The sequence below is a fragment of the Dapis hubbardiae BLCC-M172 genome (assembly GCF_050016015.1).
GTDB lineage: Bacteria > Cyanobacteriota > Cyanobacteriia > Cyanobacteriales > Microcoleaceae > Trichodesmium.
Genome location: NZ_JBNHEQ010000131.1, coordinates 18,275 through 44,715 on the forward strand (window position 1 = coordinate 18,275; position 26,441 = coordinate 44,715).

Below are 26,441 nucleotides of genomic sequence, written 5' to 3' on the forward strand. Positions count from 1 at the left end.
CAGGTTCAAAAATATTCCAGACATTATCCCAAACATTTCTCAAATTTTCTGCTACTTCTGTGGAATGATCTGTAATTTTTTTCGATGTAGAATTTTCCAGAATTTTTGCCTAATTTTTAGAGACCTGATAACTGATAACTGAAAAGGGGCGATCGCTATCCATCGCCCCTACATCATTAGAGGTTACTTCTTAACTTCTTACTTCTTCGCTCTTTCTTCTTCCTTATAATCAGGACTTACGCAAAGGCACTATATATATATAGAGCTTTGGTGCGTTACGCTAGCGCTAACACACCCTACGAATACCTACTTTTTGGTCTACTGAAATGAAAAGCGCTGTAAATTCCCCAGAAATTCTTGCATTGTTTCTGCCTTAAAGTAATCTGTGTTGTAATCCAAATCAAAATGAAGACTATCGAGTTCAGGGATAACATTCAGGCCCATTGCATATCGTGCAGAAGTTACTGGCTGAGGAATAATCTGAGTTTGCAGACCCACTAAATCAATGGCCATAGCCATATCCAGGTTAAACGTAACTTGTATGAGGTTTTCCTGTTGTTCCTGGGGCATTTTGGCCAATATTCGGGCTAAGGGCAGATTTTGATGCTTGAATGCTTGGCTAAGAGCAGCTTTAGTTTGTTGTACTTGTTGACTCCAGGTTGACTTTTTATCTATTTTCTGGTAGATGGGAATGAAATGGGAACAGTAGCCCACTAAATGTTCGGCCAGATGGGTTGGACGGCCACTCACAGAAATTCCGATCGCGATCGCATTTGTCTGGCAAAACTTGGTTATTTGGTGAACATAAGCCCCCAGAAGTGTGTGAAACAAGGTTGCATTCCAGGCCATCGAACGTTGTTTCAGAGCAAGAGTTAAGTCGGATGGTATCTTTGTACTAATCCGGGCACCGTTGTAGGTTCGTTGTTCTGGATCGGGGTAATCCAGAGGTAAACGTAAAGGGGATACCGTTCTGAGATGTTCGCTCCAAAATAGTTCCGATGTCTTGAAAGCATCGCTTTGGGTGTCTTGGTTATACCATTGCAAATAGTCTGTGAATTGTTGAATTTGCGGAATATCTAGACAACCGGAATAAATCTTACTAATTTCCTCCAAGATCGCGACCAGAGACCACCCATCGGAAATTAAATGATGAGTACAGATATTGAATGCGTATCTCTCTGGAGAAAGTTTGATAATTGTTGCCCGAATTAGAGGTCCTCGATAAAGATCGAATGTTTGTTGGCTTTCTGCTAACAGCCATCGATCTAAAGCTTCATCTGGAGCATCTTCAGATGAATAATCTAGCAAAGGAATTTCAATATCCAGGACTGGCGTCACTATTTGATGTAATCCATCGGCAGCGATGGATGTTCTCAAAGCATCGTGCCGATGGATGACAGTTTGTATGGCATTCCGTAAACGATCTATCGCTAGTCTTCCCTTCAACTCAAACGTAATTGACTCATTATAGGCAGTCGAACCACGTTTATCTTGGGCAATTTTAACTAGACGTTGCTGTTCTTCCGTTAGGAGATAAGTGCGTTTTTTTTTTGAGCGACTGATTTTGCCGAGGTTTGTGATGGAAAATATCCAACTGAACGCAGCTCTTCAACGCTTTCTTTAACTACGGCAATAATGCGGTCGATATCCCGATCGGTGTGGGCTGCGGAGACAAAACAAACGCGACCTTCCCAAACATAAACCCCTTTATGGTTCAATAGGTAAAACAAGAGGTCCATTTCGATAGGAAGATAAAGTTCGCTAAACATACTCTGGAATTCAATTCTGAAAATCGATGCAAACTGGTCAGCCCGCAGCATTAGCCCCTCGGTTTGAAAATAGTCATTCAAGGCTTGCGCAAGTCGAGCTGCAGAGTCATTCAATTTGGCTTGTAACGCTCCACCTTGCTCCTTCAGATGCAGAAGAACCCCTTTTGCTGCTGACATTGCCAGAGGGTGTTTACAAAAAGTACCTGCGAAATAAGTAGGTTCGGTTTGGGGATAAGATTGGTCTCCATATTTCCAAGTACCCCCGTCAATGCAATCCATATACCTGGCTTTTCCAGCTACAACCCCAATTGGCATTCCACCACCAACCGCTTTTCCATAGGTGGCAATATCGGCTTCAACACCAAAATATTCCTGAGCACCCCCCGGTGCAGCTCGGAATCCCATAATCACTTCATCAAAGATTAGGGTAATGTCTTCTGATTGGGTTAGGGCACGCAGCTCATGCAAAAACTCTTTGGGTGCAAGGCTTAATAGTCGGCTTTGAACAGGCTCAACCAGCACTGCTGCCAGCTCATGTCGATATTGTCGAATCACCTCTAGACTCTCTGGTTTACCATAATCTAGCACAATGACATCTTTCACCATGTTGGGTGACGTTCCTGGAAACATGGGTTGACCATAAGGTGTTCCATCGGTTTCTGCCGGAATAGCTAAGGTGCCGTCAAAGTGACCATGATAAGCTCCCTTAAATTTCACAATTTTATGTTTGCCAGAAGCAGCACGAGCAATTCGTACGGCGGTCATCACAGCTTCGGTGCCAGAATTACAGAAAGTCACCCTTTCTTTACCCGTTACCTCAGAAAATAGTTTGGCAACTTCTCCCGCTAATGGTGTTTGCGGACCCATTTGCACGCCATTGTCTAGGGTATGGCGAACCGGATTCACGATGAAATCGGGATTATGACCCAGTAGATGAACCCCAAAGCCCATGGTAATATCGATGTATTCATTACCATCAATATCCCAAATGTAAGCACCTTTGGCACGCTCTGCAACAATTGGGTAGAATATCTCTTTCAGTTTAGGGCGAAGACCGCGAATTGAGCGACGATCGGCTAGGTAATCGCGATAGGCAGCAGCATTTTCCTTCGATCCCTTCGTGCGCTGGGAATAGGCTTGTACTAAATTATCGATGAATGCCTGTTGTTCGGCTGTTGGTGGCTTACCAGCGTTGCCTTTTGCACCCCAAAATGAGAATGGAGCGGGGGCCGATCCGTTTTTTCCCGTTGGTGTTTGTTTAGAAGTTTCTACTGGCTTGGGTGGCTCTATTGCTTTCACCAGGGGTTGCTGTTGTTGAGGGGAGAAAACTACGGGAGTTTGAACTACACTTGGTTTTCCCTGAATGGTTTCTAATTGTTTTGCCATCACCAGTAGTTGTTGCTCAATAATGCGCTCTAGGGCTGTATGATTTCCGTTTTGAGCAGATGTAGGATAAACCGTTGGTTGCGGAACTATATTATTGGTTTCATGTACAACAGCGATTTCGGGCTTGTTAGCAGGTGGCTGAGGAACAACGGTTCCATTGGTTGATGGGGCTGCATTCGTTACAGTAATAGCTTTTTCTGGAACTTTCTCGCTCAAAAAGTCAATAAGTTGTTGCAGGTTAGTCAACTCATCCAAGAATTGATGGATGGCTAGGGTAATCCCATAATCTTTTTCAATGCGGGTAATAAGATTCAGCAAGGTGAGGGAATCTAACCCTAGTGCGAGGAATGATGTTTCACGGTCGAGAGCATTGCTATCCATGCGCATCATGGTTGCGACCATTTCAGTTATTTCCTGCCCGATCCGATTGGAAATCGCAGATGGTGCAGTTTTGTGAGAATATTCTGTGGAAATCATAGTTGTTTTTGGCCAGTAACGTTGACGTTGAAAAGCGTAAGTAGGCAAGGGAATTTTCAATCGGTTTTCATGGGTATGAAAAGCATTCCAATCTATGGAAATGCCTTTGGTATAGAGGCAACCAAGGCTGTCTAAAATATCGCCATAACCTTTTTCCGAGCCTTCTAAAGTGGGAATCCAGGTTAGTTCTGGAAACTCCCGTTTTCCTAAACCACAGAGGATTGGTTTCGGACCAATTTCTAGAAAGAGAGCTAGTCCAGAATCTACAATAGTTTTTAATCCATCGTAAAAGCGAACAGTGCCTCGAATATGATCTCTCCAATAGGTGGCATCTAAGACTCGATCTGTATCCAAAATATCCCCCGTCAAGTTAGAAACGAAGGGGATTTGGGGTGGATGGAAGTCAAACTGGGAGGCAAATCGTTCAAATTTATCCAACATTGGTTCCATCAGTGAAGAATGAAACCCGTGGGAAACCACTAATTCTCTATAGCTGACATTCTCTGTTTCTAGACGCTGGATAATGTGTTTTAAGGATTCCTGTTTACCTGAAATTACCACAGCTTTTTGCCCATTGATTGCAGCAATGGAAACATCTGTGTAATCTTCTATATAACCCATAACCACATCCTGGGTTGCGAAAATGCTAATCATGCTGCCTGACTCTGGAAGTTCTTGCATCAGGCGTCCCCGTTCAGCAACCAGCATCAACCCTTCTTCTAACTCGAAAACCCCTGCTACCCAGGCAGCAACAAATTCACCTATGCTATGACCAATCGCCATGCTAGGCTGAATCCCCCAAGACAAAAATAATGCAGCTATTCCACATTCTAGAGCATAGAGTGCTGGTTGAGCAAACTCAGTTCTGTTAATCGAGGTGTCTCCATCTTTTGCGAACATAATATCCAGCAGAGAGCATCCGCGATGACCTAAAAATGCTGTTTCACAACGCTTGATTACATCCTTAAATATAGGCTCTGTTTCATACAACTTCCTGCCCATACCAGCAAACTGCGAACCTTGCCCCGTAAACAGGAATGCCAGTTCGCTAGAAGCAGGAGTGCTAGAGATTTCCATGGGCTTGCGCTTCAGCTCCCGAATCATCTCGTTGCTATCGCCTCCCACATAGGCAGCTCTAACGTTAAAGTGTTTCCTGCCTACATGGGTGGTGTACCCAGCATCAGGTAGGGATATATTTGGATTCTCTTGCAAAAAGTCAGTATATTTAGCAGCAAGTTCGAGAAGAGCATCCTCGGATTTACCGGAAAGAGTTAATAATACTCTAGGTCTGCTACTGGGTCGAGTTTGCGTCTCAACCGTTGGTGCTTCGGCTACAATCGCGTGAGCATTTGTTCCCCCAATACCAAAGGCAGAAATGCCCGCAATACGAGGTTTGCCATTAGCCACCCAAGGACTAAGTTTAGTATTGACAAAGAAAGGACTCTGTTCAAAATCAATTGCCGGGTTGGGAGATTGGAAGTGGAGACTCGGTGGAATTTGTTGTTTTTCCAAAGCCAGAACTGTTTTTATTAATCCGGCAACGCCAGCGGCTGAAATCAGGTGTCCAATATTGCTCTTTACCGAGCCGATGGCACAATAACCACGGCGATCGCTCTGATTCCGGAATGCCTGGGTAAGCGCTCGAATTTCAATTGGGTCTCCCAACTCTGTTGCTGTGCCGTGGGCTTCCACATAGGAAATAGAATCTGGTGAAACTCCAGCAACTTTGATGGCATCAGCTATGACATCAGCTTGCCCTTGTACTGAGGGCGCAGTAAATCCAACTTTCTCAGCACCATCATTATTAATCGCCGAACCTTTGACTACGGCGCGAATTGGGTCGCCATCTTCCAATGCCTGACTCAAACGTTTGAGAACGACTGCGCCGACCCCACTGCCAAAAGTAGTTCCCTTGGCTTTGGCATCAAAGGGGCGACAATGCCCATCTGGAGAGAAAATCATCCCTTCCTGGAACATATAACCAACATCATAGGGATGAACGATGGAAGTTCCACCAACTAAGGCTACATCGCAATCACCGTTGCGGATACTTTGGCAAGCTAGGTGCAGGGCAACCAGGGATGTCGAACAGGCGGTTTGAACGTTTATACTAGGGCCTGTCAGGTTTAATCGGTAGGAGACTCTGGTTGGCAGATAATCTTTATCGTTGCCCAGCATGACTTGAAAGTTCTCCACTGATGAAAAGAAGTCGCCTCTCTGGGATAAGACCTGATGCAAGTAAGAGCTGATTCCGGCTCCTGCAAATAAACCAATGTTGGCTGTGGTTTGGGTAGGAATAGTGCCAGCACTTTCTAGGGCTTCCCAAGCACATTCTAAGAAGAGACGTTGTTGTGGGTCTGTTATCTCGGCTTCAAATGGGGGAATCCCAAAGAAACTGGCATCAAAATTCTGGATATCTTTCAGGATCGGGTTAGCTTTGATGTATTTTGAATTCTGTAATAATTGTCGATCGACACCATTTGCGAGTAACTCTTCATAGGTAAAGAATGTAATCGACTCGACCCCTGTCTGCAAGTTTTGCCAAAATGTTTCTGGATTATCTGCGCCAGGAAATCGGCAGCTAACTCCAATGATAGCAATATCTGTTTCCGCTACCTGAGTGTTGGCAAATTGCTTTTGGGAAGCTCGCTGGTTTTCTGTAGGCAACTTTTGATTCGTTTCCTCAGAGATATTTGAATTTGTTTGATTTCGTAAATATCTGGCTTGAGTTTGAATCGTTGGGTATTCAAAAAGATCGACGCGATCGATAATATTAGAGTCTGCAAACCGATCTTGAATTTTGCCATGAAGTAGGGTTAAAAGAATGGAAGTTCCCCCTAACTCAAAGAAGTTGTCTGTAATTCCTACTTCTTCTATTTGTAGGGTTTCCGCCCAAATCTCCACGAGAATACGTTCTTCATCTGTATTGGCTGCTTGAAAACGGTTGGTGAGTACAGGCCGTTTGATATTTGGTTCGGGAAGTTGCTTGCGATCTATCTTGCCATTGAGAGTTTGCGGAAACGAGTCTAGAAATACAAACGCCTTGGGAATCATATAGTCGGGTAAAAATTCCCGCAGGTGGTTCCGCAAGCGAGGCTCTAGTTGCCGCGACAAACTGAGTAGTATCGGACAATTAGCCATTTTCTTGACCGAAGATAATGAGTTTGACTCTGGAAAAATCGGCATTGCCTGGTTATCCTTGAGAAAAACTACATCAAATACACCAGTTTCATCGCTATTTGCCCAACTGACGTAAACTTGATAGTTGTATTTTTCAGCTAGCTCGAAACAGTCTGCTGGTTTAATGGCACGATCTGGAACAATCGGGGAATTTTGAACCCCTGCCAAAGCTACCGTTTTTTGCTCCTGAAGTATTTGTGTTAGGCGAGTTTTCGTCCAGTCATCTTGCCTCCAATGGCTCCACTCAACAGCCAGATTTGAACGAGAATTTCTTGAAATAACCACATCATAGCGGTAGCTGGTGAACTCGTTTTCAAAGTGACCCGCTTTGGGAATTATCTGAACTTCGGAAATAGCAGGAATTGCCTTTTTCAAAGCTAAAAACCATTCCGGGTTAATTACTAGCTCTTCTTCCTTGCTCATAGACTGTTGAATTTGCTGCTCGCTCACCGTTTCCGATGTCGTCGTTGACAACAGTTTTTTGTGGAAGTGATTCAACAACAGAAGATTACGAACATCCCCAATAAAAATAGAGCCATCAGCAGAAAGCAACGGGATTAACTGTTTAATGACACTTTCCAGGTAATCAATACTGGGAAAATATTGCACCACTGAATTGATGATTATGACATCAAAACTTCCAGAATCCAGATTCGGTAGCTTGTGAGCTGGTCGATGATGTAACTCTATCTTGGAGGATAACTCCGAATTATCATTTATCTGTTTTCGGATAAAGGATAATGCTGCCGGAGAAATATCAGTTCCCACATAACGTTTAATGTTTTCAGCCAGACCAAAAAGTAGAATACCTGTTCCACAGCCAACTTCTAATACCTGAGTAGGATTCAGGGATTTAATGCGCTTCAGGGTATTTTCACCCCATTCCCGCATTTCCACTTCTGGCATCGGTTTACCAGTGAAGCTATTGTTGTAGCCACTATAGTTAAAAGTAGGATCGTAAACTTCCGATTCATCGCTGTGTGCATTCGTCCAAACCTGTTCCCAAAGTCCGACCATATCTGGTGTAGCGTTTAATTTAGGAACTACATAAGCAACCAACCTAGAGTCATCTGAGCTATAGGATTTCACCGTAACTAGGGATTGTTGTACCCCTTCATATTCCTCAATGTGAGCTTCTATTTCACCAGTTTCAATGCGAAATCCATTCACCTTCACTTGATGATCGATGCGACCCAGGAAATGTAATTTTCCAGACTCATCAATGCGACCCATATCACCAGTGCGATAAATGCGCTCCCCAGCAATTTCGGAATCCACAAATTTTTCCGCATTCAACTGAGGGCGGTCTTTATAACCCAAGGCTAAACCTTTGCCTCCAATACCAATCTCGTTATTATCGAGAATGTAGATGCGAGTGTTGTGAATGGGGCTGCCAATTGAAATTTGGGCGTCTGTAATCCTAGCGAGGCTTGACCAAATAGTGGTTTCAGTTGGACCATACATATTCCAGATTTCCCCACATTTGTCAAGCATTCGTTTAGCTAACGCTGGTGGAAATGCTTCTCCTCCAACCAAGACTTTCAGGTTAGGATTTCCTTGCCAACCGACATTGAGCATCATTTGCCAGGTTGTCGGTGTTGCCTGCATAATTGTAATCTCACCACTTTCAGTGAGTTGATTCAGAATTTTACCATTCCGAGCTTCCTGGCGCGTTAGTAAGCGAATACTCGCACCAGTAATCAAGGGAAGATAAAGTTCTAAACCAGATATATCAAAAGAAATAGTAGTAACGGCAAGTAGGCGATCGCTAGCTTTAATCCCTGGTGAAATCTGCATGGACAGTAAAAAATTCACCAAAGCGCTATGGGGAATAGTGACTCCCTTGGGATTTCCTGTGGAGCCAGAAGTATAGATCAGATAAACCGGAGCTTCTGGTAAAAACGTTACCTCTGGCGACTCAGTTGGCAGTGTCGCTAGTTGTTCATTTAATAATTTATCTAACTCTATAACTTCCACATTAAGTGGTGAAATCTCAGAAGTCAATTTTGTAGTTGATAAAATATACTGAATCCCAGCATCATTTACCATAAACTTCAAACGTTCTGTGGGAAAACTTGGGTCGAGAGGAACATAAGTCGCTCCAGACTTCATAATACCCAGCAATCCGATCGCCATTTCCAAACTGCGATCTATGCAAATCCCCACAAATTTACCCCGCCCCAATCCTCTAGATTGCAAAAAATGGGCCAGTTGATTCGAGCGGACTCTCAATTCAGAATAGGTTAATCGAGCCTCACCCTGGCATAAAGCTATAGCCTGGGGTGTAAGTTCGGCTTGGCGATCGATTAGTTGTGAAGTGCTATTATTTTTCTCAGGGAGAAATGAGCCAGAAAGACAAGGAATATTAGTTTCATTCAAGGTAGATGCAGATTTATACATAAAGAGTTATTTAGTAACTTGATAAGCAAGATAATAGACAAGAATGTTCTGGGCATATTCTGAATGTCCAGGAAGGTAAGCCGTTGGCTGAGAAATGTATTTTTGCTGCCATAATCCTTGAGATTCCATAGAATTATATGCTCTTCCGTGGCCTCCTTCTTCAAATAAATCGACCCGTTGTGAAAAGAGTACCCATCCCCCGGGGCGAGTTACACGGCAAAATTCCAGCAAAGGGAAATTATCTGGAAAATAGGTCAGAACTCCAATAGAGTAGGTCGCATCGAAGGTGTTGTCTGGCCATGAAAGTTGTTGTTGCAGGTTGGCTTTCACCAGTTCGCGATATACCTGGCGTTGAGTCGCCTTATCCAGTAATTTTTGGGAGATGTCAACCCCTGTAATATTAGTAAACCCCCGATTGTACAGAGATTCTCCAGTCAGGCCACTACCACAACCAGCATCTAGAATTGAGTCTTCAAGGGAGAAAAACTGCTTGGCTAACTCAGCACCAATGCGAGGGCCATCGTAACCCCATTCCTTAATTAGATCGTCGTAATCATCGGCTAAAAAGTCATAATCTGCCTCGACTTTCGAGGCATTAACAGGAGGGGTATGTGCCCAATTAGAACTAATACTCTGAGGATCTTGACTCATAGTTTGATCAATTGTTAATTTTGAAAAATTAATATATCACAAATACCTTGAAATTCACATCATGATTCATGTATCTTTTTGTGCTCAATTGTTATTAGCTTCAGCAATAATATCATGTCCGTTGGTATGGTTTGTGTAAACGAGAGGGTTATGTCTTCAGGAAATTTCAGCCTTCTTCCTTCTTCTTTCTTCTTTCTTCTTTCTTATATTATAAGACCGATGCTACCAGACATGATATAATATGCAGCTCTAAAGCCATATCAGAGAATGATGGTAAAACTTCAGCGATCGCTACTAATGTCCAGCCTCCCCCTAAAATTTGACGCAATCTTAATTTTTCACCTTTTGACAGAGACCTGATAACTGATAACTGAAAAGGGGCGATGGAGAGTGATCGCCCCCAAAATTATTTAATCATCTGCAAATGTTTCTGAATTCTAAATTCCTAAACCTTAACCGCAACCTGCTTTTCAGCATCAACACTTGCTACCGGACTATCAGCTTCAGAAGGAGGCACAACTTGATAAAACTTCGGCAAATATTCAGACCAATTAGCCAAAATAGCCTTAGCTTTCTCACTACCAGTCTTTTCAGCGTGCAATGAAATCAACTCTTGCAACTGCGCTTCACCTGCTGGTGTAGACACCCGCTGAATAGAAACGATTTCATTATTCACCCTCACAGGAAAATCACCATCCTCATCCAAGAAATAACCAATTCCTCCAGTCATACCAGCACCAACATTACGACCTGCTTTACCTAAGCAAACAATAACGCCACCAGTCATATACTCACAAGCATGGTCGCCAGCACCTTCAATAACTGCCTTACCCATAGAATTTCGGACAGCAAAACGTTCCCCTGCTTGACCATTAGCAAACAGAATACCACCAGTGGCACCATATAAACAGGTATTGCCAACAATCACATTTTCCGCCGGGTTGTAACCTGCTTCTACAGGTGGCTTAATAATAATTTCTCCACCGTGCATTCCCTTGCCAACATAATCATTGGCTTCACCTTGTAATGTTAAAGTCATTCCTGGTAAATTAAAAGCACCAAAACTCTGACCAGCACTACCATTAAATGTGAGATTAATCAACCCCTCAAAACCAGTATTCCCATAACGAGAGGCTATCGCTCCCGCCAACCTTGCTCCTACAGTCCGGTCAGTATTAACTACTTTTATTGTCTTGGAAACACTGCCCTGGTTGCGAATTGCTGTTTGAATTTCTCGGTCTTCTAACAGCACATCATCTAAAACAGGACCGTTGCTATGAACTGTTTGATGGTTTAACCAATCTCTGTTAGTGCGAGTATCTGGCAACTTGATCAAGCAGTCTAAATTCAAACTTTCTGTTTTAGTTAACTGTACATTCTCTCGTGCTTTCAACAAGTCTGCACGACCTAATATTTCACTGAGGGAACGATAACCCAACCGTGCCAAAATAGTGCGTACTTCCTCAGCAACAAACCAGAAGAAATTGACTACGTTTTCTGGTACGCCTGTAAATTTCTGACGCAACTTCTCCTGCTGAGTTGCCACACCAACTGGGCAACTATTAGTATGACAAATTCTTGCCATGATACAACCTTCAGCAATCATCGCAATGGAACCAAAGCCAAATTCTTCGGCTCCCATTAATGCTGCCATGATTACATCCCAACCAGTTTTCAGACCACCGTCTACCCGCAGAGTAACGCGATCGCGTAGTTGATTTTCCATCAATACCCGATGTACTTCAGTCAAACCTAATTCCCAAGGACTACCAGCGTGTTTAATTGAACTGAGAGGAGAAGCACCAGTACCGCCATCGTGACCGGATATCTGAATGACGTCTGCATTAGCTTTAGCTACACCAGCAGCAATAGTACCGATACCAATTTCTGCTACCAACTTCACAGAAACACCAGCATTAGGATTAATTTGGTGGAGGTCAAAAATTAACTGTGCCAAATCCTCAATAGAATAAATGTCATGGTGAGGAGGGGGTGAAATCAAGGTAACTCCTGCTTTAGAACGACGGAGTGTAGCAATGTAGTTGCTGACTTTTTTACCAGGCAACTGACCGCCTTCACCTGGTTTTGCACCTTGAGCAACTTTAATTTCTATCTGTTTGGCATTCATCAGATATTCTGGAGTCACCCCAAACCGACCCGAAGCAACCTGTTTAATAGCAGAAGAAGCGGTGTCACCATTTTGTAATCCCTTGAGATGAGGTAACAAAGTAGACAAACCTTGACCATTAACATCATCCAATACCTTAAACCTTGTGGGGTCTTCGCCACCTTCACCAGAATTAGACTTACCTCCTATCCGGTTCATAGCGATCGCCAAAGTTTCATGTGCTTCCCGTGACAATGAACCGAGAGACATTCCACCAGTACAGAAACGTTTCATTATTTCTGCTGCGGGTTCGACTTCTTCTAGAGGTATGGAAGGAGAATAGCTATTAAAATCTAACAAATCTCGCAAAGCTGTTACTGGTCGCTCTTGCAAAGATTTCTTGTAAACTTCGTAGTGGTCATACTCTGTTGTTTCTGGGTGTTTCCCATTGCCATTTGTCACAGGCAAGATGCCTGTGCCACTGGCATTATTAAAGGTAGCAACTGCTTTATGGAGTGCTTTCGCCATTTCGGGACTGTTCATGTGATATTCCCCACTGGGGCGATATTGCACAAACCCATAATTTTCTAGCTTTTTAATATTTAGTTCTGGGAATGCTCGACTGTGGAAAGAAATCACCTCTTGCGCTAATTCTGCCACAGTTAAACCACCTATTCGAGAAGTAGTTCCTCGGAAAGCTAGTTCTAATAAATCTCCACCAATACCAATAGCTTCAAAAATCTGCGCTCCCTGATAAGAAGACAGTAAGGAAATTCCCATTTTCGAGAGAATTTTCAATAGTCCTGCTTCTATTGCTTTACGATAATGTTTCTGAGCTTCTTCGATGGTGATTTTTGTGATTTTACCCCGTTCCATTTGGTTTTGAACTGTGGAGCTAGACCACCAAGCACGGACGGACTCTAATGCTAAATAAGGATAGACTGCACTAGCTCCATAACCAATTAAACAAGCGAAATGATGGGTACTCCAACACTGAGCTGTTTCTACCACCAAAGATGCTTTCATCCGTAACTGGTGTTTAATCAGGTGATGGTGAACGGCACCCACAGCTAGCAGAGGCGGAATATAAGCAAATTCTGAACTTATTCCACCATCACATTTGTCAGATAGAATAATAATTTCCTTACCATTCTGAACTGCTGTTGCTGCCTGTTGACACAAATTATTTACCGCTGTTTGCAGTCCTTCTGGTCCATTAGCTACGGCAAATAGAGTAGAAAGAGTTTCTGTGGCAAATTCTGAGTCCCGAATTTCTTGTAATTCTGCCTCGTTTAATACGGGTGATTCTACTTTTAATAACCGTGCATTTTCCGCACTAATTTCTAATAAGTTGCCACGCTTACCGAGAAGCATATTCAGTGACATTACCATTCCTTCCCGCAGAGGGTCGATGGGAGGGTTTGTCACTTGAGCGAACCTTTGTTTCAAGTAGTCGTATAGCAAATGAGGACGTTGAGAAAGCACAGCTAGGGGAATGTCATCACCCATGCAAAATGTTGGTTCTTTACCCAAATTTGCCATATCACTAATCACCATATCCAGGTCTTCCAAACTATAGCCAAAAGCTGTTTGTAGTTGGAGTAGGGTTTGTGATTCTAGTTGAGTGTTGGTGGTAAATGGTTGCTTTGCTATCTGCTTTCTGTGTTTTAACCATTCTCCATAGGGTAGTTGGGAACTAATACGTTTTTTAATTTCCCAATTTTTGAGAATTTCGTTAGTGCTTAAGTCTACAGCAATCATTTGTCCAGGACCGAGACGACCTTTCTCAACTATTTCTGTTTCTGGTATCTCAACTACTCCTGCTTCAGATGCTACGATAATTAGGTCGTCATTGGTAATACAGTAACGTGCTGGTCGCAAACCATTTCGGTCTAGAGCTGCTCCTACTTGTTTACCGTCGCTAAATGCCAATAATGCCGGACCATCCCAAGATTCTTGCAAACCGCTATAATATTCGTAGAAATCGACTATTTCTGGATGGTTTACTAGGTCTGGTTGATTTCTGTATGCTTCCGGCACCATGATCATCAATGTTTCTAGTGGGGAACGTCCGGAACGGGTAATTAATTCCATCACGTTATCTAGATTTGCTGAATCACTACTTTTAGCATCAACAAAAGGTTTTAACTCATCTAGTCGTGACCCCCAAATAGAGGAACTTAGACTAGCTTCCCGCGCTTTCATCCAATTAATATTTCCCAACAGAGTATTAATTTCTCCATTGTGACCAAGCAAACGCATCGGTTGGGCAAGAGGCCATCGAGGCATCGTATTAGTGCTGAAGCGTCGGTGGTAAACAGCAAAAGAACTCTTATAAGCTGGATTTTTCAGGTCTGTGTAAAATTCTCCTAGCACTGCGGAGCGCACCATACCTTTATATACAATAGTGCGACAAGAGAAGGAGCAAATATAAGCATCTATCCCCCAAATAAAACCTTCGTCTTCTAAAGCACAACCAATATTACGACGCAATAAATAGAGCGATCGCTCTAAGTCATCCCCTTGCAATTTGTCTGAACTGACAATAATTTGTTCAATCTGTGGTTGGTTTGCTCGTGCCTGTACTCCTAATACTTCTGGTTTAACTGGTACAACTCGCCAACCAACCACGGTCAGACCTTCTGTAGTTATTGTTTTTTCAATTGCCTGGCGTGCTATTGCTGCTTTCTTTTCTGTTTGAGGCAAAAATATCATTCCTACCCCACAATTAGTAGGGTTTAATTCTAAGTTTTCAGACAGCAACTCCCAAGGAATTTGAGTCATTAAACCTGCCCCATCCCCTGAATCTTGGTCTGCACTACAACCACCACGATGCTCTAAGCAAGTTAGAGCGGGTAAAGCTTTCGATATAATTTCGTGGCTTTTTTTCCCTGACGGATGAGCAATAAAACCTACTCCACAGGCATCTCGTTCTTCTACTAGCCATCTTTGGCCCTGAAAAGTTTCTTTGTTTGCTGTTAGACTTGTGTGAGATTGATTCATGTTTAATTTACCCATAACATCATAACTTTAAAGAGGGTGTCACCCTTTATATAGAAGTTTTCATCTAAATTGTTTTGTTACTTGCTTAAAAAAGTACATAACAATTTGAACAATAGACTGAAATTTTAATGTTGTTTGAAGGTTGATACTTTAAGGACTCAGCTATCAGCGGTCAGCAGTAAGCTATGAGCAATTAATAATAGATAATTAGGGTTTGTCGATTAAATATCAAAGTCTTTATAGAGAAAGGTTTCGGCATTTTTAGGTCTTGAAAAAGTACAAGGTTTTCGTTCTCTAGAGCTGCAAAAAGTTAGGATTTTGGGTTGACGATCTTGCAGAAAAACCAAGGGATAATTCTTCTTCCTACCTCATCTAAATTCCCAATTCCTCCTGACTCCTGACTCCTTCTCCCTACTAAAAGACTTTTTGAGCAAACCTTAATAATTAATAATTATTAATTATTAATTATTGAACTCCTCTTCTCATCAATAACTGATAGCTAATAGCTGACCGCTGAATGCTTATTCCTACTTTCCTCATTGTCTTTCAAAATATATAAATATATAGAGAATACTTGACAAAAATAGCAGGCTATGTAGAAGCACAGACCTTCCATACAACTTCCCCAAGAAAACCTGCAAAACTATTGTTTTTACTACTTCATAAATTATCTTAATGATTGCCAGAAAATAATTGTGATACAAAAAATACCCTACGCTCTACTCAAGATTTATGACAAAACACGAGGGACACTTTAATTTATTGTTTTTTGATTCAAATTAAATCTATAAGTGCAATCTTTTTCAACTACTTTTAGTCTCAACCTCACATAATGCCAATTATTTTATGTGTAGTTGGAATTGTTTTATTTAATTATAGTCCAGTGTTTCTTCTATCAACTGGGCTTATATATTTTTTAATTTTTTCAGTTAAATCTCACTACTGGCAGAGGGGCCTTCTCCAGGGTGACATTCATTAATTGATAATTGATAATGGATAATTGATAATTACCTAGCCGTTAAAACCTTACGGGAATTGAAGATTGGGAAATTCAAGAGCACTTTTTTTCCCCTATCCAAGGGGAGGCTTTAAACCACAATTATTTAATTAACAATTAATAATTAATAATTCGGTAAAATCTACTAAGCATGGAGTTAGTTCTGATACCAGAGTTGATATTCTGTCCACGATATTTTGAAGCTCTCAATAATATTTATCGGAAATCTAGCAACTATAAATGATTTTTGATTTTTTCTAGTATTTTCTACATAGATTCATGGATTGGGTATATGAAGATTTGATAGAGATATGGAAAAAGCTTTAATGGGGGGTGACAGTAATAGGGGTAACTTTGCTATGGTTGATATGGTATCTAATTTAACTCAAACCCATAAATAAAATATTTGTGTATCAGTATATAATTTTATCGGACCAATAATAATACCTATCTTTATACTAGATAGTTAATAGTCCGTGGGTTAAGGAGACCAATTTAACATTATTGTTTTCTTTTGGAGAGCGTCAAACAATGGTACAACTTAAAGAAGCACCTCAAGCTACTAATTTAGCTATACCTTCTGACTTACAAGGAACTACTACTACAGAACGTCCTTGGGGGTCATTTACTACTTTAGAAGAAGGAACTGGATACAAAATTAAGCGTATAGAAGTAAAACCAGGACATCGACTCAGCCTACAAATGCACTACCACCGTAGTGAACATTGGGTTGTTGTTTCAGGAACTGCTAAGGTTACCTGTGGGGACAAAGAGGAAATTCTAGAAAATAATCAATCTACTTATGTGCCTCAGTGTACTTCTCATCGCTTGGAGAATCCAGGAGTTATTCCTCTAATATTGATTGAGGTACAAAATGGAGAGTATCTTGGAGAGGATGACATTGTTCGTTTTCAAGATGATTATGCTCGAGCAAAGTCTTAATTAAACTCGTAAGCCCAAAAATTTTCTCAATGATTAACTTGAGTGAAGCAGCAGTCCAAGAAATTATTCGTCTTCAGTCCAAACAAAATCAACCAAATGCTTTATTTCGTCTAAAAGTTAAACCTGGTGGTTGCTGTAGTTTATGTTACATCATGGAATTTGATACACAAGAAGCTAGTAACGATCAAGTTTATGACCATGGCCAAATTAAAGTTGTAGTTGATTCTCAACAACTGAACTATCTGAATGGATTAACCTTGGATTATTCTGAGGATCTTATGGGTGGAGGGTTCCGATTTAACAATCCTAACGCTAAAGTTGTTTGTGGTTGTGGTAATTCTTTTTCTGTTTGATGTTGACAAAAGCATCTAAATAACTTAATATAAAAGATTGTTTGTAAAGTTATTTGGAATAACTAGGAATAAAGCCAAAAAAAATGTTCCTTAATTTTCCAAAACTTCCTCAAAAGTAGACCGTTGCACCACAGATTTATTTGGTGCAACGGTAAATTATTCCTAATCAAATTAATTATTTGATTAATTATCTCAATATTAGCTATTAGGCAAATATACAGAAGATTAGATCGTATATGACGTACAAATATTAAAAATTAAATATTTGTAGTTCAGGTATCTTTTCTGTTATGGGTGTACCTCACCAAGCTGGAATCTAGTGTAACTTTCCATTGAAACTAAATAGAATATATTCGGTTAAAAAACTGAAGATAATCTTAAGAGTAGCTTGCCTAAATTTGCAGATACTGCTATGAGAGTATGGGGAAAAAATTTATTAAGTAAACTCTACCTCGAATTATTCTACTTTTGTAGCGAGAGTATAAAAAAAATTATCAAGAATAACTGTAACTAATGCCCACAATTCAACAACTGATTCGTTCAGCTCGTCAAGAAACAGAGAAGAAAACTAAATCCCCGGCACTGAAAAGTTGCCCTCAACGTCGTGGAGTATGCACAAGAGTGTATACTACTACACCAAAAAAGCCTAACTCAGCTCTCCGCAAGGTAGCTAGGGTACGTCTAACTTCTGGTTTTGAAGTGACCGCTTATATCCCTGGTATTGGTCATAACCTACAGGAACACTCTGTAGTTATGATTAGGGGTGGTAGGGTTAAGGATTTACCTGGTGTGAGATATCACATTATTCGTGGAACTTTAGATACCGCGGGAGTCAAAGACCGTAAACAAAGTCGTTCTAAATATGGGGCGAAAAAGCCTAAAGGCTAAATTATTAAAATTCAAAATTCAAGAAATTAGTAACAAATAGAGAATTTAGAGCCGTCTGCTACCAGACAGTCAGTAGACCCTAAACTAAAATGCTTGTGGATTCGGTCTGACGGCGACATAGTTATTAATTAATTGATAATGGATAATTACCTGGTGGTTAAAACCCTAACGGAATTTAAGATCAGGAAATCTTCTAGCACTTTTTTCTATTGAAATAGAAGGCTTTAAACCTTTCGGGCTTAATTATCAATTATCATTATCCATTGGTAATAACTATTGTCTAGTTAAGAGGAGTAGAAGCAAGAATCTCCCGAATTGCGTGAAAGCAAGAGCGGCGAGAGTGTCAAAAGTCGATTATTCATTTTACAATTTATTGGTTGTCATAATATTATGTCTCGTCGTAGAGTTGTTCAAAGACGTCCCGTTCCTCCAGACCCAAAATATAATAGTCGGTTAGTGAGTATGATTGTCCGGCGCATAATGCGTCACGGTAAAAAGTCTGTAGCTTTTAATATCGTGTACGATGCCTTTAAAGCCATTGAAGAAAGGACAGATTCAGATCCACTAGAACTATTTGAAAAGGCAGTCCGGAATGTAACTCCCTTAGTAGAGGTTAAGGCCCGTCGTGTAGGTGGTGCTACTTACCAAGTACCAATGGAAGTACGCTCTGATAGGGGAACTACCCTGGCTTTGCGTTGGTTAGTGCAATATTCTAGATCCAGAGGTGGAAAAACAATGGCTATGAAATTGGCCAATGAATTGATGGATGCAGCTAACGAAACGGGTAGTGCTATTCGCAAGCGAGAAGAAACTCACAGAATGGCAGAAGCTAATAAAGCCTTTGCTCACTATCGTTACTAATTCAATGGATAATGGATAATTAGAGATAGTTTTTATTGATTATTTATTATTCATTACGCTCCTAACCCTGACAAAAAGGGCTTCAAGACCTATGGGTAAAGGGCAGGTAAAGGGTTGAGATTTAATCAGCAAACCCTAAGTAAAGTATCTATAAAATAAAATATTAAATCCTGGTGTAGGGTGGGTGAGATGCAAATTAATGGTTCAGCTTAATAGTGAGCTGCTGTGATTCGCTCTAAACGAGGAAAACCTAAACTTTGAGATGCCTTAAATTTATTTTATAGATACCTTCTAATTATCAATTATCCATTATCAATTATCAATTAAGGAAAGGAGGTAACTGTGGGAAGAACTATGCCACTGGAGCGGGTGCGAAATATTGGCATTGCAGCTCATATTGATGCTGGTAAAACAACAACAACAGAGAGAATCCTATTTTATTCTGGCATTGTACATAAAATGGGAGAGGTTCACGATGGCACCGCAGTTACCGACTGGATGGCTCAAGAGCGAGAACGTGGAATTACTATTACTGCGGCTGCTATTAGTACCAAGTGGTTAGACCATCAAATTAATATTATTGATACTCCAGGCCATGTGGATTTCACAATAGAAGTGGAACGCTCTATGAGGGTTCTGGATGGTATAATAGCTGTTTTTTGTTCTGTTGGCGGAGTACAGCCTCAATCAGAAACGGTTTGGCGACAAGCTGACCGTTACAAAGTGCCTCGTATGGCCTTTGTTAACAAAATGGACAGGACAGGGGCTAATTTCTTTAAGGTATATGAGCAAATTCGCGATCGCCTCCACGCTAATGCAGTTCCTATTCAAATTCCTATTGGTAGTGAAAATGAATTTAGGGGAATTGTAGATTTGGTGAGAATGAAGGCTTTTATTTATACCAATGACCTGGGCACAGATATTCAAGAAACTGAGATTCCAGCAGAAGTAGAAGAGTTAGCTCAAGAATATCGTCTCAAGTTAGTTGAGTCAGTGGCAGAAACTGATGATGCTTTGACAGAAAAGTATCTTGAAGGTGAAGAACTTACAGCAGAGGAAATTAGTAAAGCTCTCCGTCAAGGTACTATTGCAGGTACAATTGTACCTATGCTATGTGGTTCTGCTTTCAAAAACAAAGGTGTTCAGCTTTTATTAGATGCAGTAGTAGATTATTTACCTGCCCCTAAAGAAGTTCCACCCATTCAAGGTACATTGCCAAATGGGGAATTAGATGTGAGGCCAGCAGATGATGATGCACCCCTAGCATCTCTGGCATTCAAAATTATGTCAGATCCTTATGGTCGTCTCACTTTTCTCCGGGTATATTCTGGAGTTCTTGCTAAAGGTAGTTATATTTTAAATTCTACTAAAGGTAAGAAAGAAAGAATTTCTCGTCTAATTGTTCTCAAAGCTGATGAAAAAATAGATGTAGATGAACTGCAGGCAGGAGATCTGGGGGCAGTTGTAGGTATGAAACATACCTTGACAGGAGATACAGTTTGTGATAAAGACCATCCAATTATCTTAGAGTCTCTTTATGTTCCTGAGCCAGTTATATCTGTGGCTGTGGAACCGAAAACCAAACAAGATATGGAAAAATTGTCTCAGGCTCTTCAGGCTCTTTCTGATGAAGACCCTACATTCCGGGTGAGTGTCGATCCAGAAACCAATCAAACGGTGATTGCTGGTATGGGCGAACTGCATTTGGAAATATTGGTAGATAGGATGCTTCGAGAATATAAGGTGGAAGCTAATGTGGGTCAACCACAGGTAGCTTACCGAGAAACTATTCGCGGAGAGGTTCAGGCCGAGGGTAAATTTATCCGGCAAAGCGGTGGCAAAGGTCAGTATGGCCATGTTGTCGTGGAATTAGCGCCTGGAGAGCTTGGTAGTGGCTTTGAGTTTGTCTCCAAAATTGTTGGAGGTACAATTCCTAAAGAGTTTATTAGTCCAGCAGAGCAAGGAATGAAAGAAGCTTGTGAAGCAGGAATCTTAGCTGGTTATCCATTAATAGATGTTAAGGCTACTCTGGTAGATGGATCTTACCATGATGTGGATTCTTCAGAAATGGCTTTTAAAATTGCTGGTTCTATGGCAATTAAAGAAGGTGTTACTAAGGCTTCACCTGTGTTATTAGAGCCTATGATGAAAGTAGAGGTAGAAGTACCTGAAGATTTTATCGGTAATATTATTGGAGACCTGAATTCTCGAAGAGGACAAATAGAGGGTCAAGGTATGGAAACAGGTATGGCTAAAGTAACGGCAAAGGTTCCTTTAGCAGAAATGTTTGGTTATGCTACTGATATGAGGTCAAAAACTCAAGGTCGTGGTATTTTTTCGATGGAATTTAGTAATTATGAGGAAGTGCCCCGTAACGTAGCTGAGACTATCATTGCTAAAAGCAGAGGATATGCTTAGTAGTTTGGGAAATTGTGTTTTTTAAGTTAAAATACTAGCTTTGGGTTGGATAATGTGAAAATAAAGTCACTGATAACTAGATAAAAACTTGCAATTTACCCAAAAAGTAGGCAATTGTCTAAAACAAAAGCTAATAAAGATTAGTTCATTAATTGATAATCGATAATTACCTCTGATTAAAACCATAGGATAAATATAAGGATATCTTATTTCTTTTTTCTCCTTAAAAGGAGAGGCTTTAAACCTCTGGGGATTAATTATCAATTATCCATTGGTGAGGGGATAGGCAGAGTTTTGAAAATTTATCTATTATTAATCAGTGCATCCGTTTCGTAATTTGAGCGAAGCGGAATTAACAACGGAAAAAAGGAACAAGTAATTAATGGCACGCGCAAAATTTGAAAGAAATAAGCCTCACGTCAATATTGGAACTATTGGCCACGTTGACCATGGTAAAACAACCTTGACTGCTGCAATTACAATGAGTCTAGCAGCACAAGGAAAGGCTAAGGCAAGGAATTATGCGGATATTGATGCAGCTCCAGAAGAGAAAGCACGGGGTATCACAATTAATACGGCTCATGTAGAGTATGAAACAGAAGGGCGTCACTATGCACACGTTGATTGCCCTGGCCACGCCGACTATGTAAAAAATATGATTACAGGTGCTGCTCAAATGGACGGCGCAGTTTTGGTGGTTTCGGCTGCTGATGGCCCAATGCCCCAAACTCGCGAGCATATTCTGTTAGCAAAACAGGTAGGGGTTCCTAATATAGTAGTTTTCCTCAATAAGCAAGATATGGTAGATGACGAAGAACTATTAGAATTGGTAGAATTGGAAGTTCGAGAACTATTGAGTGACTATGATTTTGATGGTGATAATATCCCTATAGTTGCAGGTTCGGCATTACAAGCAGTAGAAGCACTAACAGCTAGTCCAAATATAGCAAAGGGTGAAAATGAGTGGGTGGATAAAATTCTGGCTCTGATGGATGAAGTGGATGGGTATATTCCTACACCAGAACGTGATGTTGATAAGCCTTTCCTAATGGCGGTAGAAGATGTATTCTCTATTACTGGTCGTGGTACTGTGGCTACAGGCCGGATTGAACGTGGTAAAGTCAAAGTGGGCGAAACAGTTGAATTGGTGGGAATTAAAGATACTCGTAGTACAACTGTTACAGGTGTGGAAATGTTCCAGAAAATTCTGGATGAAGGAATGGCTGGTGATAATGTAGGATTACTACTGCGTGGTATGCAGAAAGCTGATATCCAACGTGGTATGGTTTTAGCTAAACCAGGTTCTATTACTCCTCACAAGAAATTTGAATCAGAGGTATATGTTCTGAAAAAAGAGGAGGGAGGCCGTCATACACCTTTCTTCCCAAATTATCGTCCTCAATTCTACATCCGGACAACAGATGTGACTGGTGCTATTGAGTCTTTTACTGCTGATGATGGTAGTGCAGCAGAAATGGTAATGCCTGGTGACCGGATCAAAATGACAGTTCTACTAATCAACCCAGTTGCTATAGAACAAGGTATGCGTTTTGCAATTCGTGAAGGTGGTAGGACTATTGGTGCTGGTGTTGTTTCTAAGATTGTAGAGTAGAACAACTTCCTGAGAGATTAAGTGGCAGAAAAGCTCATCTATAATTGGTATTTGCTTTTCTGCTACTTATTAATGAAAGTTAATTTTTATAGTCTGTTGCCAGTCAATAAAACTAGCAATTGATAATTGAAAACTTAAAAATCTGAACCTAGAAAATTAAAGATAAATGGCCACAATTCAACAGCAAAAAATTCGTATTCGTCTGAAGGCATTTGACCGCCGTTTACTGGATACATCTTGTGACAAAATTGTAGATACAGCAAATAGAACCGGAGCTACAGCAATTGGGCCAATACCTTTGCCCACAAAACGACGCATTTACTGTCTGTTGCGATCGCCCCACGTTGATAAAGATTCACGAGAACATTTTGAAACAAGGACTCATCGTAGAATTATAGATATCTATCAACCTTCCTCAAAAACAATTGATGCTTTGATGAAACTTGATTTACCAGCAGGTGTAGATATTGAGGTGAAGCTATAGAGAAATTAAGCCATGAGCAAGTAAGTTTTGAGAATTCTTAATCATGCCCATGGCCTGAAGTTATTGTCTAATGTATACTTCTGAAATCATACATTTATTTAGCAATGCCCAATTTTTATGTCAAAATTCTCAAAAATATAAGTATATAGATATCCAAGTATAGAAAAATCCGCTAAAGTATAAGAAGAATAAGTACCAAAAATCTATTAATACTAGGAAAATGTCATCCTCTTCTGTAGCTGTTCGAGAACTTCCCCTATTTCCACTACCAGAAGTAGTATTATTTCCAGGTAGACCTCTACCACTACATATCTTTGAATTTCGCTATAGAATTATGATGAACACAATTCTAGAAAGCGATAAGAAATTTGGAGTTTTAATGTGGGATTCTGCTCAAGATCAAGTTGTGGCAACTGGATGCTGCGCTAAAATTGAGGATTATCAACGCTTACCTGACGATCGAATGAAGGTTTTAACTATAGGTGAGCAAAGATTTAGAGTTTTAGATACAGTGAGAGAAAAACCTTATTTAGTTGGTTTAGTTGAATGGATAGAAGATGACCCTTCAGAAAACGAGCTTGGAGAGTTAGCAAATCAAGTTGAGTTATTACTTAGAGATGTGGTTCATCTTTCTGGAAAACTGATGGATCAGAGAATAGAGCTACCGGAAGATGTTCCTAATTTACCAAAAGAATTATCGTATTGGGTAGCTAGCAATCTTTATGGTGTGGCAACTGAACAGCAAGCTCTTTTGGAGATGCAAGATACTGCTGCTAGACTAGAAAGAGAAGTAGAAATTCTCAGCTCTACCCGCAATCATCTTGCCGCGAGAACTGTTCTTAAAGATACTTTAAAATAATAAGTTAGTAGTTTTGTAAGTTCAAAACATTATGTTTATGGAATATTAGAGTTGTTGGGAAATAACTTAGAGTGAAAAATGAAAACTTAAACTAATTAATTTTGGGAGCGTGATTTTATTATTTATGCTGCTATCAGGTACAAGTTCCATAGTCCAGTTGCTGTTAACATTAATTTGTCATCAAAATCATGCTTATGATTACGGTAAATCTAGATTGACAGCCCCATAGCGCTTAACACCCTTGATATGCGTTTTCACATATCACTCGCTTATTGACTCAATGTCCGATTTTCGGTATGCGGCTGTTGAGTTAATTCTCCCCCCTTTGGTTTTTTATGAGGTATGCGGATATTTTTATACTGGTGTTGAATACCTTGGAAGCCAGTATCTACTTCAATTGGTATCTCCGCAGGTATATTTCCTATCAACTTTTCTTCCTATACGGAATTTCTTGTCATGTAACTTTCCTTCTCTTGCTTGGCTTAATACCAGCACTTGTTTGTTTTGGTTTACTGCGGCTAGATGTTTACGGGTATGACGCTTTTTTTTCCCGAATAATTCAGTTTTTGTGTTTCTGAGTTAGTAGGCCGTTTTACTGGCCGTTCTGTGCCATCCATTACCACTCGTTCTACTCCAGGGAAACGCTCTATAAATGCTTGGACACTATTGATTTTGCGTTCTGGTAGTGCCTTTTTTTCTCCCAAGGCTGTTTCTAATATAGGCTGTAAACGATGAGCCCAATGATGTGCCTGGCTGCGGTCTATATCAAACAATATACTAGCCAAATCAAAGGTTGGGTAACATTTAAAGTAGAAGAGAATATAGAATAATTTGTCCTAAGGAGTGCGTAAACGAGCCTTACGGCCTCCTCCAACAGAGCGTTGACGAGGTTTCTCCAGTAATGTGTGCTGATATATTTGGTGAAAAGACTTCAACAAGGATTCAAATGCTTTACGATTTAATCCTGTTAATGCTCTTAGTAACCTGTCTTGTTTTAGGGCTCGTTCAACGTTTAGCATTCTTCTGGCCAATTTATTCTTTGCTCATTCTACCTTATTTCCCAACAACTCTATTATTTGGCGTTGGTTATTCAAGCTATGAAATCCAAGTTTGTAAAATATAAAATGCTTTTCAATTAGGAGTTAGCCAATCGCCATTTTAAGATAAATCATAGGCAAAATCACCAACGCCCATTATTTCTAATAATAAATTCCACTAAACAAACATTGGAAATAAGCAGGGACACAAAATTAATTACACATTTTCCAAATTTGAAACCTTTTTACTGCAAGGCTTACAGATAATTAGAGTAGGTAATCAATTCTGTGTAGGTGCTTAATAGAATGGTAGATCAAAATTTAGGTAGTAGGAAGTGAATCATAAACCTGAAAAATGTCGGGAGAAAGTTAGCCAGCCTGTTTTAACGGATGGTTGAATAACGACGCGCGGGTAATAAAGCGGCGTAAAAGTCTGGTATACTAAGAGATAGCAAGTAAGAACAAGGTTTGTCGCCATGACAAGAGCGCTAGTACGGTGAAATTCCGGCGGACAGGAGACGGGGAACTAATTTCCTACGACGGCTTGCGCAGCATTCCCTTAGAAAAGCAAGCAGGCAGGTAAAGCAGCGATTTATTGCTCCAACCAGCGTGAGTAAAACCACTCGTGAAAGCTAACTAAAAAAAGTAACCTCACAGCTAGATTTTTGTCTACGCCGAGGAGTTTAGAAGTCTGTTGACAGGCTTGAAGCAAATGTGGATTTATGAGGGGCTGCGTGCGGAATTTACTTCCGCACTTTAAACGTCCCGTCCCATTTGCAGTGGGTTAAGCACGGAATCCAGGGTGTTTCAACCCCTGGAGATGTCAATTCCTACTACCTAAATTGTCTTTTTCTTCTTAAAAAATTCCTAGCAATTGTTCTGCAATTGCTCAGTTACTATCATACAGCGCTTCTCGTTGTTATGAGGTACAAAATTTTAAGTTTGAGGTAACAGGTAACAGGTAATAGGGAATAGGGAATAGGGAATAGGGAATAGGGAATAGGGAATAGGGAATAG

At 40.6% G+C, this 26,441-nt stretch carries 13 protein-coding genes and 1 pseudogene; 8 read left to right on the forward strand and 6 right to left on the reverse strand.

The window, feature by feature from the left end:
• Window positions 1-318: 318 nt before the first annotated feature.
• From ACP6PK_RS11855 to gltB, 4 genes are all read right to left on the reverse strand, one after another.
• Window positions 319-1,590 (reverse strand): condensation domain-containing protein, encoded by a 1,272-nt coding sequence (locus tag ACP6PK_RS11855; protein WP_426559780.1) that lies wholly within the window; start codon window positions 1,588-1,590, stop codon window positions 319-321.
• A complete protein-coding gene (locus ACP6PK_RS11860; RefSeq protein WP_426559772.1) occupies window positions 1,527-9,212 on the reverse strand; it encodes an amino acid adenylation domain-containing protein in 7,686 nt (2,561 codons plus the stop codon). The genes ACP6PK_RS11855 and ACP6PK_RS11860 overlap by 64 nt, the downstream gene beginning before the upstream one ends.
• A 6-nt stretch (window positions 9,213-9,218) precedes the next feature.
• On the reverse strand, window positions 9,219-9,863 hold the full coding sequence (locus ACP6PK_RS11865; RefSeq protein ID WP_094678852.1) for a class I SAM-dependent DNA methyltransferase: 645 nt from the start codon (window positions 9,861-9,863) through the stop codon (window positions 9,219-9,221).
• Window positions 9,864-10,308: 445 nt separating this feature from the next.
• Window positions 10,309-14,973, reverse strand: coding sequence for a glutamate synthase large subunit (gene gltB / locus ACP6PK_RS11870; RefSeq protein ID WP_426559773.1), 4,665 nt, complete (start codon window positions 14,971-14,973; stop codon window positions 10,309-10,311).
• A gap of 1,528 nt (window positions 14,974-16,501) precedes the next feature.
• Between gltB and ACP6PK_RS11875 the strand changes: the two genes are divergently transcribed.
• The 8 genes from ACP6PK_RS11875 (at window position 16,502) to ACP6PK_RS11910 (ending at window position 24,387) form a co-directional block, all read left to right on the forward strand.
• Window positions 16,502-16,912, forward strand: a complete 411-nt coding sequence (locus tag ACP6PK_RS11875; RefSeq protein WP_426559774.1) for a phosphomannose isomerase type II C-terminal cupin domain — start codon at window positions 16,502-16,504, stop codon at window positions 16,910-16,912.
• A 29-nt stretch (window positions 16,913-16,941) separates the two neighbouring features.
• Entirely contained in the window at window positions 16,942-17,265 is a 324-nt protein-coding gene (locus ACP6PK_RS11880; RefSeq protein WP_426559775.1) for a HesB/IscA family protein, read from the forward strand.
• A gap of 513 nt (window positions 17,266-17,778) precedes the next feature.
• Window positions 17,779-18,153, forward strand: a complete 375-nt coding sequence (gene rpsL, locus ACP6PK_RS11885) for a 30S ribosomal protein S12 (protein WP_094676223.1) — start codon at window positions 17,779-17,781, stop codon at window positions 18,151-18,153.
• Between the two features lie 390 nt (window positions 18,154-18,543).
• Window positions 18,544-19,014 carry a 30S ribosomal protein S7 gene (rpsG, locus tag ACP6PK_RS11890; protein WP_293094683.1) on the forward strand — a complete coding sequence of 157 codons (471 nt, stop codon included), beginning with the start codon at window positions 18,544-18,546 and terminating at the stop codon, window positions 19,012-19,014.
• Window positions 19,015-19,356: 342 nt separating this feature from the next.
• The gene (gene fusA, locus ACP6PK_RS11895; RefSeq protein ID WP_426559776.1) at window positions 19,357-21,432 is read left to right on the forward strand and encodes an elongation factor G; all 2,076 of its coding nucleotides are present in this window, start codon (window positions 19,357-19,359) and stop codon (window positions 21,430-21,432) included.
• A 382-nt stretch (window positions 21,433-21,814) separates the two neighbouring features.
• Window positions 21,815-23,044, forward strand: coding sequence for an elongation factor Tu (gene tuf, locus ACP6PK_RS11900; RefSeq protein ID WP_426559777.1), 1,230 nt, complete (start codon window positions 21,815-21,817; stop codon window positions 23,042-23,044).
• 166 nt (window positions 23,045-23,210) lie between these two features.
• Window positions 23,211-23,528, forward strand: a complete 318-nt coding sequence (rpsJ, locus tag ACP6PK_RS11905) for a 30S ribosomal protein S10 (RefSeq protein ID WP_426541825.1) — start codon at window positions 23,211-23,213, stop codon at window positions 23,526-23,528.
• 220 nt (window positions 23,529-23,748) lie between these two features.
• A complete protein-coding gene (locus ACP6PK_RS11910) occupies window positions 23,749-24,387 on the forward strand; it encodes an LON peptidase substrate-binding domain-containing protein (protein WP_426559778.1) in 639 nt (212 codons plus the stop codon).
• 518 nt (window positions 24,388-24,905) lie between these two features.
• Here ACP6PK_RS11910 and ACP6PK_RS11915 read toward each other — a convergent pair.
• Both ACP6PK_RS11915 and ACP6PK_RS11920 read right to left on the reverse strand, forming a co-directional pair.
• Window positions 24,906-25,211, reverse strand: a pseudogene (locus tag ACP6PK_RS11915) (helix-turn-helix domain-containing protein); the annotation flags it as partial.
• 12 nt (window positions 25,212-25,223) lie between these two features.
• The gene (locus ACP6PK_RS11920; RefSeq protein WP_426559779.1) at window positions 25,224-25,406 is read right to left on the reverse strand and encodes a hypothetical protein; all 183 of its coding nucleotides are present in this window, start codon (window positions 25,404-25,406) and stop codon (window positions 25,224-25,226) included.
• Between the last annotated feature and the right edge of the window lie 1,035 nt (window positions 25,407-26,441).

Excerpts from the sequence above, each read along its gene's own strand:
- ACP6PK_RS11860 (WP_426559772.1), bottom strand. The coding sequence starts at position 9,212 with ATGTATAAATCTGCATCTACCTTGAATGAAACTAATATTCCTTGTCTT.
- gltB (WP_426559773.1), bottom strand. The coding sequence starts at position 14,973 with ATGAATCAATCTCACACAAGTCTAACAGCAAACAAAGAAACTTTTCAG.
- ACP6PK_RS11910 (WP_426559778.1), top strand. The coding sequence starts at position 23,749 with ATGTCATCCTCTTCTGTAGCTGTTCGAGAACTTCCCCTATTTCCACTA.
- ACP6PK_RS11875 (WP_426559774.1), top strand. The coding sequence starts at position 16,502 with ATGGTACAACTTAAAGAAGCACCTCAAGCTACTAATTTAGCTATACCT.
- rpsG (WP_293094683.1), top strand. The coding sequence starts at position 18,544 with ATGTCTCGTCGTAGAGTTGTTCAAAGACGTCCCGTTCCTCCAGACCCA.
- ACP6PK_RS11880 (WP_426559775.1), top strand. The coding sequence starts at position 16,942 with ATGATTAACTTGAGTGAAGCAGCAGTCCAAGAAATTATTCGTCTTCAG.
- tuf (WP_426559777.1), top strand. The coding sequence starts at position 21,815 with ATGGCACGCGCAAAATTTGAAAGAAATAAGCCTCACGTCAATATTGGA.
- rpsL (WP_094676223.1), top strand. The coding sequence starts at position 17,779 with ATGCCCACAATTCAACAACTGATTCGTTCAGCTCGTCAAGAAACAGAG.
- ACP6PK_RS11920 (WP_426559779.1), bottom strand. The coding sequence starts at position 25,406 with ATGCTAAACGTTGAACGAGCCCTAAAACAAGACAGGTTACTAAGAGCA.
- rpsJ (WP_426541825.1), top strand. The coding sequence starts at position 23,211 with ATGGCCACAATTCAACAGCAAAAAATTCGTATTCGTCTGAAGGCATTT.
- ACP6PK_RS11865 (WP_094678852.1), bottom strand. The coding sequence starts at position 9,863 with ATGAGTCAAGATCCTCAGAGTATTAGTTCTAATTGGGCACATACCCCT.